This window comes from Actinoplanes sp. NBRC 101535, assembly GCF_030269225.1.
Classification (GTDB): Bacteria; Actinomycetota; Actinomycetes; order Mycobacteriales; family Micromonosporaceae; genus Actinoplanes; species Actinoplanes rectilineatus.
On the sequence record NZ_BSSY01000010.1, the window covers coordinates 13,308 to 26,151 of the forward strand.

The window sequence follows — 12,844 nt, forward strand, 5'->3', positions numbered from 1 at the left end:
CCGCGGAGGGCGGAAGGAGAACGGTACACCCGGGCGGCGACCAGCTGCTATGACAATTGGTAGCCGCCCGGTTTACAGATCATTACTTGACGGGCTCCAGGATCTCGCGGCCCAGGAACGGCTGCAGAGCCTTGGGAACCCGCACCGAACCGTCCGGCTGCTGGTGGTTCTCCAGGATCGGGATCAGCCAGCGGGTGGTGGCCAGCGTCCCGTTCAGCGTCGCCACGGTCTGCGGCTTGCCGTCCTCGTCGCGGTACCGGATGTTGAGCCGCCGGGCCTGGAACGTGGTGGTGTTCGACGTCGAGGTGACCTCGCGGTACCGCTGCTGCGACGGCACCCACGCCTCGCAGTCGAACTTGCGCACCGCGCTGGTGCCGAGGTCGCCGGCCGCCACGTCGATCACCCGGTACGGGATCTCGACCTTGGCCAGCATCTCCTCCTCCATCGCGAGCAGGCGCAGGTGCTCGGCCTCGGCGTCCTCGGGACGGCAGTAGGAGAACATCTCCACCTTGTCGAACTGGTGGACCCGCAGGATGCCGCGCACGTCCTTGCCGTGCGAGCCGGCCTCCCGCCGGTAGCACGACGACCAGCCGGCGTAGCGCCGCGGACCGTCCAGATCGATGATCTCGTTGGAGTGGAACGCGGCGAGCGCCACCTCCGACGTGCCGACCAGATAGAGGTCGTCGGCCTCCAGCCGGTAGACCTCGCTGGCGTGGGCACCGAGATAACCCGTGCCCTCCATCGACTCCGGCCGGACCAGGGTCGGCGTGATCGACGGGATGAAGCCGTGCTCCACCGCCTGCTGGATCGCCAGCTGCAGCATGCCGAGCTGCAGCAGCGCGCCGACGCCGGTCAGGAAGTAGAACCGCGAGCCGGACACCTTCGCCCCACGCTCGGTGTCGATCGCGCGCAGCGCCTCACCGATCTCCAGGTGGTCCTTCGGCGCCGCGATCTCCGGCCGGTCGCCGACCTCGCGCAGCACGATGAAGTCGTCCTCACCGCCGGGAGGGGCGCCCTGCACGATGTTCGGCACCGCCATGTGCGCGGCGCGCAGCGTCTGCTCCGCCTCGCCGGCGGCCGCCTCGGCGGCCTTCACCTCAACGGCGAGTTCCTTGGTACGCGTGAGCAGCGCGGCACGCTCGTCGCCCTTGGCCTTGGCGACCTCTTTGCCCAGGGACTTCTGCTCCGACCGGACCGCCTCGAACCGTTGGGTGGCGGAACGGCGCTCCTCATCGGCGCGCAGCAGCGTGTCCACCAGCTCGGTGGACTCGCCACGCAGTCGCTGGCTGGCGCGGACCAGTTCGGGATCTTCGCGAAGCAGACGCAGGTCAATCACGGTTGCCGAGCCTACCGGCGGCCCGGTCCGGTCGACACCCGGATATGCCCCGGTGTCACGATCGGTGCGGTTGGCCGGGCTGATCGGGGTATGCGGCGAACGGCGTCGACGACGTGATCGTCAGGTCGAGGGGCTCGTCCACCTCGGGTTCGTCCTCGTCCTCGTCGTCTCGGGACCACAGCGGCGCCTCCTCCTCCGCGTCGGTGCGGTCGCCGATCCCGAGGGCGATCATCGCGGCGGCCACCCCGGCCAGGGCACACCAGAGGCCGCGCCCGTACGCGACCGCCGTCTGGGTGGTGTCCAGCTGCATGGTGAAGTACCGCGACACCAGCCGGGTCTCACTGCCGAGCAGCTGAACCAGGGCCATCAGCAGGGCGGTCAGCAGTCCGCCGGTGGCCAGGCCGGTGAGTTTCGCGTACCGCCGGCCGGCCGGCGGCCCGAACAGGGTCAGCACCACCGCGATCACCAGCAGGAACAGCCCGCCCAGGTAGCCCGCGGCGATCCCGCCCAGGTCGATCAGGTCGGCGGGTAGTATCTGCCGGTCGGCCAGGTCCTCGTCGCTGTACGAGATGCCCTCGACGGTGGTGACCTGCCACTCGGAGACCAGTGACGCGAAGAGCGCCACCGCGCCCAGCCCGGCGGTGAGCACCGGGAGCCGCCGGTCCGCCCGCAGTCCGTGCAGGAACGTGGTGACCCGGTTCGAGACACTGCGACCGCGGGGCTCGCCGGACTCCGGGTCCGGTGAGCCGAAGTTGACTACCTCTTCGGACATGCGATCCATCATGGCCGAGCCGGAAATGGGTTAGCGTTCTGGTTATGCCTATTCGTTCTGCTTCTGCTCGCTGGGAAGGGAACCTCACCGAGGGTTCCGGAACTGTCAAGACCGGCAAGGGCGGCCTCCAGGGGAACTACTCGTTCAAGTCCCGCTTCGAGGAGGGCGAGGGGACGAACCCGGAGGAGCTCATCGCCGCCGCGCACGCCGGCTGCTTCTCGATGGCCTTCTCGAAGGGTCTCGCCGACGAGGGTCACACGCCCACCTCGGTGGAGACCACCGCCAAGGTGCACATGGACAAGACCGACGGCGGTTTCGGGGTGACCCGGATCGAGCTGGAGACGGTCGGCGACGTGCCCGGCATCGACGAGGCCACCTTCCAGAAGCTGGCCGAGAGCGCCAAGGAGAACTGCCCGATCTCCCGCCTGCTCAGCCCGGGCGCCCAGATCAGCCTGGTCGCCAAGCTCGCCTGAGTCCGGTTCCGTGACGCCGGCGCGCTGGTCGCGCCGGCGTTCCCGGGCACAATGGTCGGCGTGCCGGTCGAGATGAGTCGCGAACGCTTCGAGGAACTCGTCGGTGAGGCCCTCGACGAGGTTCCCACCGAGCTGATGTCGCTGATGAACAACGTGGTGTTCCTGGTCGAGGACCGGCCCGCGGACGGCACCGACGATCTGCTCGGGCTCTACGAGGGTGTGGCGCTCACCGAGCGGGGCTGGGACTACGCCGGTTTCCTGCCCGACCGGATCACCATCTACCGGCTCCCCACGCTGAAGGTCTGCGACACCGAGGACGACGTGGTGGAGGAGGTCACCGTCACCGTGGTGCACGAGATCGCCCACCACTTCGGCATCGACGACGAGCAGCTGCACCACCTCGGATGGGGCTGACGCGTTGTGTCCCCGTCCTAACCTGGACTCATGCGCAGCGAACTCTTCTCCCCGGAGAACCTCGAGAAGGAGTCGGCCCAGCCCGGTCTCCGTCTGCAGAACGCGAAGCTGCTGAAGGCCGAGTTGAACGGCGAGGTGCTCGCCCGGACCGGCTCGATGGTGGCCTATCAGGGTCAGGTCCAGTTCGAGGCGCTCGGCTCCGGCGGCCTCGGCAAGTTCCTCAAGCAGAAACTGACCGGCGAGGGTGTCCCTCTGATGCGGGTGAAGGGGCAGGGCGACGTCTTCTTCGCCGACAACGCCGCCGACATCCACCTGATCGACCTCGAGCCCGGTGACGCGCTCTCCATCAACGGCGCGAACGTGCTCGCCTTCGACAGCACGCTGAACTACGACATCAAGGTGGTCGGCGGCGTCGGCATGATGTCCAACGCGGGCCTGTTCAACTGCGTCTTCAGCGGCCACGGCCGGATCGCGGTGACGACCAAGGGAACGCCGGTGGTGCTCAACGTGGACCAGCCGACCTATGTCGACCCGCAGGCGGCCATCGCCTGGTCGGCGAGCCTGCAGACCGGTTATCACAAGGCCGAGCAGTTCGGTCTGGGCACGCTGCTCGGGCGCACCACGGGTGAGCGTTTCACGATGAGCTTCGCCGGTCAGGGCTTCGTCATCGTGCAGCCCTCCGAGGAACCGCCCGGTGGTCTCGCCGGTACCCAGAAGGGGAGCTCCGGCGGATCCGGCGGCATCCTGGAGAACCTCTTCGACGACTAGGCCCTAGGTGCCGGACCTGATCGCGGCCAGCCAGGTGGCGGAGGCGGCGAAGTCGGCGTCGGCGAGGTTCGCCGGGGGCGCGACCGGTGCCTCCGGCTGCAGGCGGTGCTTCGGGTAACTGCCGAGGAACCGGACGTCGGCGCAGATCCGCCGCAGCCCCTGCAGCGCCTCGCCGAGCCGGGGTTCGGCCACGTGCCCGGTGCAGTCGAGGAAGAACACGTACGTCCCGAGTTGCTCCCCGGTCGGCCGGGACTCGATCCGGGACAGGTTGATGCCGCGGACCGCCAGTTCGGTCAGCACCGCCAGCAGCGCGCCGACCTGGTCGTGCCGGATCGACACGGCCAGCGAGGTCACGTCGTCGCCGGTCGGTGCGGCCGGGGCGCCGGGGCGGGTGAGCAGGGCGAACCGGGTGACCGCCTCGGCGTGGTCGGCGACCTTCTCGGCCAGCACGGTCAGGTTGTTGCGGGGGACGCCGATCGGCGCGCACAGGGCGGCGTCGTGTTCCCCGGTGGCGGCGCTGACCGCGGCGGCCGCGTTCGACAGCACGTCGACCACGACGGCGTCCGGCACGTTCGCCCGCAGCCAGTGCCGGCATTGAGCGGAGGCCTGCGGGTGCGCCGCGATGGACCGGATGCCACCGAGCGGGGTCGGCTGCCGGGCGCCCAACACGAACTCGACCGGCAGCAGCACCTCCTGCGTGATCATCAGAGGGCTGCCGGTGATCAGCTCGTCCAGGGTGACCGGGACCGCGCCGCCCACCGAGTTCTCCAACGGGACCAGGGCCGCGTCGGCGTCGCCGGAGCGGACCGCCTCGAGCGCCTCGGGCACGCTCCGCGCCGGGACGCGCCGACCCCGCTCGGCGGCGGGGATGGTGCGCAGGGCGGCCTCGGTGAAGGTGCCCTCGGGGCCGAGGTACGTGAAGCGCGTCGACATCCCGAAAGTCTATGACCGCCCGGAACGGATCTAGAAACCACACGCCAGGACGCGGATGCCGGACGGCGCCTCGGCCTGCATCCGCGGGTTGCAGACGTCGGTGCCGGCGGCGACCAGGGCGAGCGTGGTGCCCTTGCCGGTGGTGGCGACCATCAGCGGCTCCACCGAGGTGGCCGAGCCGGCGATCCGCACGGTGGTGAAGGACCAGTCACCGGAGCAGAACGGTCCTTCGGCGACTTCCAGTTCCCTGTCCGGCACGCCCGGGTCGTCGGCGATCAGTGCCAGGATCTCCGCGCCGGTCGGCTGGCCGGTGCACGCGGCGGCGTGGGCCGGTGTCGGTGTCGGCGACTTGCTCAGCGGCGCCGTGGTGGTCGGCGTCGGAACAACGGTGTAGGTCGGGTAGGTCGGGTAGGGCGTGTACGTCGTGTACGTGGGCGCGACCGTGGGGAGAGCGGCAGTCGGGACCGTGGCCGGCGGCGGGATGACGATCGACGGGACCGCCACCGGCGCACCACTGCCGTGCGGCAGCGACGGTGCGGTGGGCAGCGGTTCCGGCGGGGCGCCGCAGGCCGCGCTCAGCAGCAGGACGCCGACGGTCAGGGGGATGCGGCGCGTGCGGGGGGACACGCGCCCATGGTAGAAGTCCGTCGATCAGCTGGCGATACGGTGACCGGCCCGGGTCAGGGTGTTGACCGCCTCGGTCAGCCGGACCGTGGGCACCAGCAGGTAATCGGTGTCGAAGGTCGAGAAGGTCACGATGTTGACCCGGGCCTCCGCGAGCGGGCCCACCAGCGAGGCGAGCACGCCGGTCATGGCCAGGTCCAGCCCGGCCACGCGCAGACATCGCCAGGCGGTGTCGGTCTCGGCACCGGCCGGGGCCCGGTTGCTCGGGCAGATCACCGAGAGCTCGTCGAGGCCCCACGTCACCGAGACGACCGTCTTGTCGTCCGGACCTGCGGTCAGCGAGTCGGGCAGGGTGGAGCCGACGGGCAATCGGCACACCGAGTACTCATCTGGTAACAGGTCTAGATCGAGCATGAGGGCAGACTACGTTGCGAGTCGGTAACACCCAATCCCCACCGCCTGCGTCGAACGACACAACGTCGTAGACAAACCGGACTTAGAACCGCACCGGGGACAGGAACGTCAAAGATCCGGCCACTCGGTCACCCGAGAACAGCGGTGTCGCGACCGCGTCGACCGTGACCGGGGTCTCCTCCACGCCGATCACCGCGCGCATCAGCCCACGGGCCAGCCGTTCGGTGCGCAGCGCCTGCAGCGGCGGGATGTTGTCGGCCTCGGCGGTCTCCAGCCGGCCGGCGCCCGCGGTGAAGTCGATCAGCCGCAGTGCGGAGGCCAGCCGCTGACCGAGCGCCTCGACCGGCTTGCCCAGCCCGAGCAGCTCGCTGCACGACGGTGAGACGGCGATGATCAGGCCGCTGAGGTCGACGACCAGGCACGGCTCGACGGCGCTCGCCACCGTCGAGGCCCATCGCTCGACACTGCTGACGAACTCGGCCTCGGCTGGTGTCCGCGCCTGGGGGACGAACGCTCCCGAGAGGGAGAGCTCAACATGCGCCACCCGCTCCTCCTCGTTTCCTTCGCGGCGACACCGGCGTCACCTCCGGCCGGCCGGTCTCCCGGCGGGTCGGAGGCGACGCCGACATCGACGACGTCAGGAGGGAACGTTACCGGCGGGTCGGCCGCTTGTCAGCGGCCGTCTGGCCGTTGCTGTACCAACGGTAGTCACCGGCCGGCCGGTAAGGCGCATTCGCCCAGGTGGCCGGATGGGCGGCGACAGCCGAGAGTTTGATCGCGGTGGCCGGGGAGATCTTCGCGCCTCCGGCGATCAGCAGGCGGTCGAGCTCCTTGTCGGTGGCGACCAGACAGTCCTTGGGCAGACCGTGGACGCTGATCACCCCGTTGCCGACGAACGCCAGGACGGCGGTGACCGGAACGTTGAGGCCGACGGCGGCGGAGAGGGCCTTGGCAGCGCGACGGGCGTCCCGGCGGGCCTCGGCGACGTACGCCGGGCGCTTGCCGTTGATCTGGACGACGTCACCGGCGATCAACACCCGGGACCGGCCGTGGTCGGCCACGGTCACCGCGTATACGCCACCGGGACCGATCGCCAGGAAACCGGCGCGGTCGTCAGCGGGGTCCGGCTCGTGATAAGCGTTGGTGAGGTCGGTCCGCGGCCAGTCGACGATGTGCCAGTTGGGCCCGAGACGGTCGAGACGGGTGAGTGCCCGTGCCCCGGCGGCCTCGACGCGGCGGACACCACGCTCGGCTCGGCGGCGGCGTGCCCACTCCATCGGAGTGAGACGGGACTGGTCGAGTTCGGGCGACGGATGCTCACCGGCGTCGAGCGCTTTGGTCGGCACGGGCAGAGCGGGGCGGGCGGGGAAGACAGTCACTGCGACCTCCGGCAAAAGGTCAGTTGGGCTCTCTTTTCCAACTACCGTACGTGCTCGAATCCCTACGGAACAGGGCGACGGGTGGGAAAGAAAGGGGAATGAGTAGGGATGAATGCCGCATTCACGACAGCATCTTCTTTCGCATGGTGCATCTGTGCGCCTGAGCGCCGCGTTTCTCGTCGCACCCCCACAAGCTATCCCCGGACCGTGAACGATGCATGAGTGTCCCAAGATCTAGTCGATCTGTCACCGCACGCTCGCAGGCGGTACGGACTACCGTCGTCGTGTGTACGTCGACAGTGAAGTCGGCCGGCTCCGCACGGTCCTGCTGCACCGCCCCGGACCTGAGCTCGCCCGCCTGACCCCCCGCAACAACGATTCCCTCCTGTTCGACGGCATCCCCTGGGTGAGCCGGGCACAGGACGAACACGACGCCTTTGCCGAGGCGCTGCGCTCCCACGGTGTCGAGGTGCTCTATCTCGGTGGCCTGCTCACCGAGGTGCTCGCCGTCGAGGAGGCCCGCGCCGAACTCACCTTCGGCATCCTCTCCGACCCGCGCCTGGGCGACTCGCTGCGCGCCGGCGTCGCGTCCTACCTCGCCGACCTCACCCCGGAACGTTTCGCCGGCGTGCTCACCGCCGGCCTGGCCCACGACGAGATCACACCGCGGACGGGTGGGCTGGTCTATCCGATGATGGACCGCCACGACTTCGTCGTCGACCCCCTCCCCAACCTGCTGTTCACCCGCGACTCGTCGGTCTGGGTCGGCGATCAGGTGGCCGTGACCAGCCTCGCCATGCGTGCCCGCCGCCGGGAGAGCACGCTCACCCACGCCATCTATCGGTACCATCCCCGCTTCGCCGGCACCAGGATGCTCTTTGATCCGACACTTGAGCACGTGGAGGGCGGCGACGTCCTCGTGCTCGGCCCCGAGGTGCTCGCCATCGGCGTCGGCGAGCGCACCACCCCCGCCGGAGCCGAACGTCTCGCCCGCCGGGTGATCCGGGCCGGTCTGGCACACACGGTGCTCGCGGTGCCGATCGCCCAGGAGCGCGCCACCATGCACCTGGACACCGTGTGCACGATGGTGGACGTCGATGCGGTGGTGATGTACCCCAAGGTCGCCGACACGCTGCAGGCCTGGACGATCACCGCCGGGGCGGACGACGAGCTGCTGGTCCGGGCGCCGCGGCCCTTCCTGGAGGCGGCCGCCGAGGCGATGGGCATCGACCGGCTGCGAACCATCGAGACCGGTCTCGACCCGGTGACCGCCGAACGCGAGCAGTGGGACGACGGGAACAACACGCTGGCCATCGCCCCGCGCCTTTGTGTGGCTTATGAGCGGAATGTCGAAACCAACGTCCAACTCGAGCGGGCCGGCGTCGAAGTCATCCGAATCAGCGGCTCCGAACTGGGCAGCGGCCGCGGCGGCCCGCGATGCATGAGCTGCCCCGTCGAACGCGAATCCCTGAAGATCAAAATCTGAGGACCGATGTCGTAGCGAGGTGGGTGGTGCAGACCGTCGCTCCCGCCGAGGGCCCGGCGGTCCTCGCTGGCCGCTGGCGCGTCCAGAACGCTCAGCCCGCCGGGCGACGTGAGTGAGTGGTCACGCTCGACCACGCGGGCTCTCAGTCGGGCGGTGTTCACGCCGGACGTGGTGAAAAACGGACGACGCTCACGCCGGATGTCGGAAAAACGGACAGCGCCCGTGTCGGATGCGGGGACAGACGGATGGGCCGCCCTGGAGAGGACGGCCCATCATCGCGTACCCGAAGAAGGGTCTACGCCCCGCGCTCAACGTCCGTGGTGATTTGGGGCGCCCAACGCGGCCGTAGTCACCACGCTCCAGCGCGGGTGTGGTGAATTCAGGCGCGCTGGGCACCCCAAATCACCACACCCCTGGTGGTGTGGTGAATACGGGCGCGCTGGACGCCCCAAATCACCACGCTGTTGTGGGTGTGGTGAATTCGGGCGTGCTGAGCGCCCGAAATCACCACGGAGGCAGACCCTGACTGCGAAACGTGTCTAGCGCAGCGTCAGCTGGCGGCCGATCAGGCCCTGCTTCGCCCGGCGGCCGGCCGCGTCGAGCGGCTCGGTGATCGCCAGCGTGTCGGCGTAACGCTTGGCGAAAGCGGCCAGCGGCTCCTCGAAGTCGGCACCCTCCGGCCCGCCCGGCACGTCCCACACCGGGACCAGCAGGCCGTGCGCCCGGAACATGCCGGCGAACTTGGTGTCCTCGCCGAGCAACAGCTCCCCGGCGGCGGAGAGCCGGGCCAGCGCGTCCAGAGCGTCGTCCTCCGGGTCCGACAGCACCCAGCGCACGTGGCTCTTGTCCGGGGCGACCCGGCACCAGTACGCCGACTTGGCCGCGGCCAGCCGCACCGTCGGGTAGATCGAGGCGTTGGCCCGCTCCAGCGACGCCTTCACGTTGGCGTCCTGGATCTGCTCGGCGTCCAGCCAGTACTCGAAGCCCTCGTGCATGGTGATCTCGAGCGGACCGTCGACCAGCAGGTCCTGCAGGCGGGGACCCTCACCCGGCAGCGCCGGCACGGCGACCGTGTTGCCCGGGGCGGTGCCCAGCGCGTTGAGGATCGCCACGGCCAGGTCACGGGAGACGTCACCGGACTGGACGTGCCGCTGCAGTCCGATGAAGATCTGCCCGTCGGCGCGGGCCATCGCCGGCCAGGCCATCGGCAGCACCGTCGAGAGCGTGATCGGGCGTGCGCCGAACTCGCTGAACTCCTCGACCAACTCCGGCTTGAGGGTCAGCGGCGCGGAGGCGGCCGGGACCAGCTCGCGCAGGGCCACCCATTCCGGCTCGTCGGCCAGACCCTCGAAGGGACGGGCGACGAAGATGTCACGCACCTTCGTCTTCGGTGCGGTTTCGCGGGACTTGCGACGCTTACTCACGAGGAACCAGCCTAACGGTGACCGGCGCGTCCGTGACGTGGGCCACCTGTATCAGCGACATCCAGCCCCGGAGGCGCCATGGTCCAGCCCTGAGGCCGCCACGGTCGAACCCGGAATCGACGTCGGCCGGAGGACGCCACCGGCCGGAACGCGGCGCTGGTCGAATGGCGGCGCCGGCCGGAAGAGGGCGCCGGCCGGAAGTGGCGCTGGTCGGAGACAGTGCCGGTCGAATGACGGAGTTGGTCGAATGGCGGCATCGATGGGAGGCGGGTATCGGTTGGAGGGCGGCGTCGATCGGAGGGCGGCGTCGGCCGGAACTGTCGAGGTCGAGAGCCGCGGAGAGATCGGTGGGTCAGGCGCGGGGCAGGCGCACCTCGGCCACGGTGCCGCCGCCCTCGCGTGGGCGCAACGACACCCAACCCTGCTGACGTTCCACCAGGCGGCGAACCAGGTAGAGCCCGAGACCCGCACCCGGGTGGTGCTGCCGGTCGCCGGTGTCGCCCTGCCAGTAGCGTTCGAACGCCCGCTCGACGTGTTCGGGCGGGATGCCCACGCCGCGGTCGGACACCCGGAACCGCAGGGTGTCGTCGTCGGTGCCGGCGCAGATCTCGACCGTGGAGCCGTCGGCGCTGTATTTTCCGGCGTTGGTGGCCAGTTCGGTGAGGATGGTGGCGATCGAATCGCGGTTGCCGTACGCCTTCGGCAGACCGCTCGGCAGTTCGCCGAACAGGATCCGCTGCCGCAGGTCGGACGGCAGTTCACCGGCGGCCTCGCGCAGCGCCTCGGTCAGGTCGAACGGGCCGGCCGGCGACGAACCGACCGAGCCGTCCTCGCTGGCCGCGGAGAGCAGACGGTCGACGAGCCGGGCCAGTTCGCCGGCCCGGGCGCCGATCACGCGGACCGCCTCGCGACGGCCCGGTTCGCCGAGGGTGTCCCAGTGGTTGGTGAGCGTGTCCGCGTACCCCTTGATCACGGTGACCGGGGTGCGCAGCTCGTGGCTGGTCACCGCCACCCACAGGTCCCGGTCGGCCTGGTGACGGGCCGGTTCGGGATGTGCGGGCAGGCCGGACCGCAGGTCGTAGACCCGGTCCACGAGGCCGGCGAGCACGGCCAGGACAGCCTGGTGCTCGTCACCGAAGTCCCCGAGTGTCCCGCCGTCCCCGAGGTTTCCGGGCGTCCCGCTGTCCCCGAGTGTCCCGCCGTCATTACTGAATTCTCTGGGAGGCCCGCCGTCTCCGGGCGGTCTGCCGTCATCGACGTTGCCGGGTGGCCCGCCGTCGCCGAAGAAAGCGTGCAGCGACCCGGCGCCGGTGGTGGCGACGACGGCGTCCGCCGTCTCGAGGGGCAGCGGGTCGACCCGCAGGCCGATCGACGGTTCGCACACCCCGGAGGCGGCGATGATCCGGCCGTGGCCCTCGTCGAACTCCACGAAGCAGGCGCCGCGCGCGCCGAGGGTCTCCTCGGCGAGCCGGACGATCTGCTGGAGCACGGAGAGGCCGGGGGCGCCGGTGGTGATCCGGTCCAGGACCGCGATCTGACCCCGGATCAGGGTCGGGTAATCGGGGCGCTCCGGCATGACTGCGAGTCTGCCTCGCCGCGGCCGATTTGGGCAGACGAACCCGCACGGATCGGGTGCCCGGACCTGCCCCTCGTGGTGTACGTCACACTCTATCGAGCTGTTCCAGTACGAAGCGGGGACGGTCCGTGATCACCGCATCGACGCGGTGCCGCATCACCAGCTCGAGATCCTCGGGCTCGTTGACAGTCCACACGTACGCTGCGTGACCGGCCGCCTGGAATGCCGGTAGGAGTCCGGGCTTGGCCCGGATCAGCTCCACCCCGGGGCCGGCGGTCCGCGCGCCGAACGGCAGGTGTCCTCGGCCGACGCCCGGTGGCACGAACTCCATCAGGTACACCCGGGGCAGCCGGGGCGCCCACGCCCGCAGTCGGCGCAGTGCGATGGCGGAGAAGGACATCACCGTCACCTGGACCGGATCGCCGGGTTTCGGCTCGTCCAGCCCGAAGCGCCGGAGCATCGCGACGAGACGGCGTTCCACCTCGGCGCCGTGCCGGGTGGGGTGCTTGGTCTCGATCAGCAGCCGGACCCGGCGGCCGCTGTGCAGGAGCGTGTCGAGCAGGTGCTCCAGGGTCAGCAGCCGGAACAGGTCGGGCAACTCCTCGTCGGCCGGGCAGCCCGGATGCCAGGAGCCGAAGTCGAGTCCGTCCAGTTCGGCGAGCGTTTTCGCGCTGACCCGGCCGCGGCCGTTGCTGGTGCGGTCCAGTCTGCTGTCGTGCACGCAGACCAGGTGACCGTCGCGGGTGAGCCGGACGTCGCATTCCACGCCGTCGGCGCCCTCGTCGAGGGCGCGCCGGTAGGCCCCGAGCGTGTGCTCGGGGAGCGCGTCGGCTCCCCCGCGGTGGGCGATCACCAGTGGGGTGTGATCCATCGGGTCCTCCGCCGGACCGGGCCAGGGGTTCAGATCACCCGGGCCGCTTGACCATCCTCGCTGACGATGTCACGACCGGCCGCGTCCCACGACCGCATCCCGCCGTCGAGGTTGCGCACGTTGTCCCAGCCGTTGTTCATCAGGTAGGCCACCACCTGACCGGAGCGGCCGCCCATCCGGCAGACGACGACCACCTCGCCGTCGGTGGGCACCTCGGCCATCCGGGCCGGCACCTCCATCATCGGCAGGTGGTGCGCGCCGGGGGCGTGCCCGGCTGTCCACTCGTCGGGCTCGCGCACGTCGAGGAGGTAGGCGCCGGGGGTGACGTCGGCGGCGGAGACACTGGGTACCTGAGGTCCGAACACGCCAGAATC

Annotated in this window: 15 protein-coding genes; 4 read left to right on the forward strand and 11 right to left on the reverse strand. The window is 70.1% G+C overall.

Going from position 1 to position 12,844, the window contains the following annotated elements; translation table 11 throughout:
* Positions 1 to 82: 82 nt before the first annotated feature.
* Both serS and QSK32_RS26185 read right to left on the reverse strand, forming a co-directional pair.
* Positions 83 to 1,336: a serine--tRNA ligase gene (gene serS, locus QSK32_RS26180; protein WP_285473420.1), complete on the reverse strand. Its 1,254-nt coding sequence runs from the start codon at positions 1,334 to 1,336 to the stop codon at positions 83 to 85.
* A gap of 55 nt (positions 1,337 to 1,391) precedes the next feature.
* On the reverse strand, positions 1,392 to 2,108 hold the full coding sequence (locus QSK32_RS26185; protein WP_052720801.1) for a hypothetical protein: 717 nt from the start codon (positions 2,106 to 2,108) through the stop codon (positions 1,392 to 1,394).
* Between the two features lie 44 nt (positions 2,109 to 2,152).
* On the opposite strand from QSK32_RS26185, the gene QSK32_RS26190 reads away from it, so the two are divergent.
* From QSK32_RS26190 to QSK32_RS26200, 3 genes are read left to right on the forward strand one after another with little or no spacing between them, the layout of a single operon-like run.
* A complete protein-coding gene (locus QSK32_RS26190; protein WP_045744678.1) occupies positions 2,153 to 2,581 on the forward strand; it encodes an OsmC family protein in 429 nt (142 codons plus the stop codon).
* 51 nt (positions 2,582 to 2,632) lie between these two features.
* Positions 2,633 to 2,995: a metallopeptidase family protein gene (locus tag QSK32_RS26195; RefSeq protein ID WP_211275444.1), complete on the forward strand. Its 363-nt coding sequence runs from the start codon at positions 2,633 to 2,635 to the stop codon at positions 2,993 to 2,995.
* Positions 2,996 to 3,025: 30 nt separating this feature from the next.
* Positions 3,026 to 3,763: an AIM24 family protein gene (locus tag QSK32_RS26200; protein WP_045744677.1), complete on the forward strand. Its 738-nt coding sequence runs from the start codon at positions 3,026 to 3,028 to the stop codon at positions 3,761 to 3,763.
* 3 nt (positions 3,764 to 3,766) lie between these two features.
* On the opposite strand, the gene pheA is transcribed toward QSK32_RS26200, so the two are convergent.
* The 5 genes from pheA to QSK32_RS26225 form a co-directional block, all read right to left on the reverse strand.
* Entirely contained in the window at positions 3,767 to 4,696 is a 930-nt protein-coding gene (gene pheA / locus QSK32_RS26205) for a prephenate dehydratase (RefSeq protein ID WP_045744676.1), read from the reverse strand.
* 30 nt (positions 4,697 to 4,726) lie between these two features.
* Positions 4,727 to 5,323 carry a hypothetical protein gene (locus tag QSK32_RS26210; RefSeq protein WP_052720800.1) on the reverse strand — a complete coding sequence of 199 codons (597 nt, stop codon included), beginning with the start codon at positions 5,321 to 5,323 and terminating at the stop codon, positions 4,727 to 4,729.
* A gap of 24 nt (positions 5,324 to 5,347) precedes the next feature.
* Positions 5,348 to 5,734 carry an ACT domain-containing protein gene (locus QSK32_RS26215; protein WP_045744675.1) on the reverse strand — a complete coding sequence of 129 codons (387 nt, stop codon included), beginning with the start codon at positions 5,732 to 5,734 and terminating at the stop codon, positions 5,348 to 5,350.
* An 82-nt stretch (positions 5,735 to 5,816) separates the two neighbouring features.
* Positions 5,817 to 6,278, reverse strand: coding sequence for a PAS domain-containing protein (locus QSK32_RS26220; protein WP_045744674.1), 462 nt, complete (start codon positions 6,276 to 6,278; stop codon positions 5,817 to 5,819).
* A 106-nt stretch (positions 6,279 to 6,384) separates the two neighbouring features.
* Positions 6,385 to 7,113: a hypothetical protein gene (locus tag QSK32_RS26225; RefSeq protein WP_045744673.1), complete on the reverse strand. Its 729-nt coding sequence runs from the start codon at positions 7,111 to 7,113 to the stop codon at positions 6,385 to 6,387.
* A gap of 286 nt (positions 7,114 to 7,399) precedes the next feature.
* On the opposite strand from QSK32_RS26225, the gene QSK32_RS26230 reads away from it, so the two are divergent.
* Entirely contained in the window at positions 7,400 to 8,599 is a 1,200-nt protein-coding gene (locus tag QSK32_RS26230) for an arginine deiminase (protein ID WP_285473421.1), read from the forward strand.
* Between the two features lie 539 nt (positions 8,600 to 9,138).
* Here QSK32_RS26230 and QSK32_RS26235 read toward each other — a convergent pair.
* The 4 genes from QSK32_RS26235 to QSK32_RS26250 all read right to left on the reverse strand — a co-directional run bounded on the left by QSK32_RS26235 (position 9,139) and on the right by QSK32_RS26250 (position 12,835).
* The gene (locus tag QSK32_RS26235) at positions 9,139 to 10,023 is read right to left on the reverse strand and encodes a DUF5926 family protein (protein WP_285473422.1); all 885 of its coding nucleotides are present in this window, start codon (positions 10,021 to 10,023) and stop codon (positions 9,139 to 9,141) included.
* Between the two features lie 352 nt (positions 10,024 to 10,375).
* A complete protein-coding gene (locus QSK32_RS26240; protein ID WP_285473423.1) occupies positions 10,376 to 11,599 on the reverse strand; it encodes a sensor histidine kinase in 1,224 nt (407 codons plus the stop codon).
* 85 nt (positions 11,600 to 11,684) lie between these two features.
* Positions 11,685 to 12,470 carry a glycerophosphodiester phosphodiesterase gene (locus tag QSK32_RS26245; protein WP_285473424.1) on the reverse strand — a complete coding sequence of 262 codons (786 nt, stop codon included), beginning with the start codon at positions 12,468 to 12,470 and terminating at the stop codon, positions 11,685 to 11,687.
* Positions 12,471 to 12,499: 29 nt separating this feature from the next.
* Positions 12,500 to 12,835, reverse strand: coding sequence for a rhodanese-like domain-containing protein (locus QSK32_RS26250; protein WP_045744668.1), 336 nt, complete (start codon positions 12,833 to 12,835; stop codon positions 12,500 to 12,502).
* Between the last annotated feature and the right edge of the window lie 9 nt (positions 12,836 to 12,844).

Coding starts and splice junctions, on each gene's coding strand:
- QSK32_RS26185 (WP_052720801.1), bottom strand. CDS start 2,108: ATGTCCGAAGAGGTAGTCAACTTCGGCTCACCGGACCCGGAGTCCGGC.
- pheA (WP_045744676.1), bottom strand. CDS start 4,696: ATGTCGACGCGCTTCACGTACCTCGGCCCCGAGGGCACCTTCACCGAG.
- QSK32_RS26240 (WP_285473423.1), bottom strand. CDS start 11,599: ATGCCGGAGCGCCCCGATTACCCGACCCTGATCCGGGGTCAGATCGCG.
- QSK32_RS26190 (WP_045744678.1), top strand. CDS start 2,153: ATGCCTATTCGTTCTGCTTCTGCTCGCTGGGAAGGGAACCTCACCGAG.
- QSK32_RS26215 (WP_045744675.1), bottom strand. CDS start 5,734: ATGCTCGATCTAGACCTGTTACCAGATGAGTACTCGGTGTGCCGATTG.
- QSK32_RS26195 (WP_211275444.1), top strand. CDS start 2,633: ATGGTCGGCGTGCCGGTCGAGATGAGTCGCGAACGCTTCGAGGAACTC.
- QSK32_RS26200 (WP_045744677.1), top strand. CDS start 3,026: ATGCGCAGCGAACTCTTCTCCCCGGAGAACCTCGAGAAGGAGTCGGCC.
- QSK32_RS26245 (WP_285473424.1), bottom strand. CDS start 12,470: ATGGATCACACCCCACTGGTGATCGCCCACCGCGGGGGAGCCGACGCG.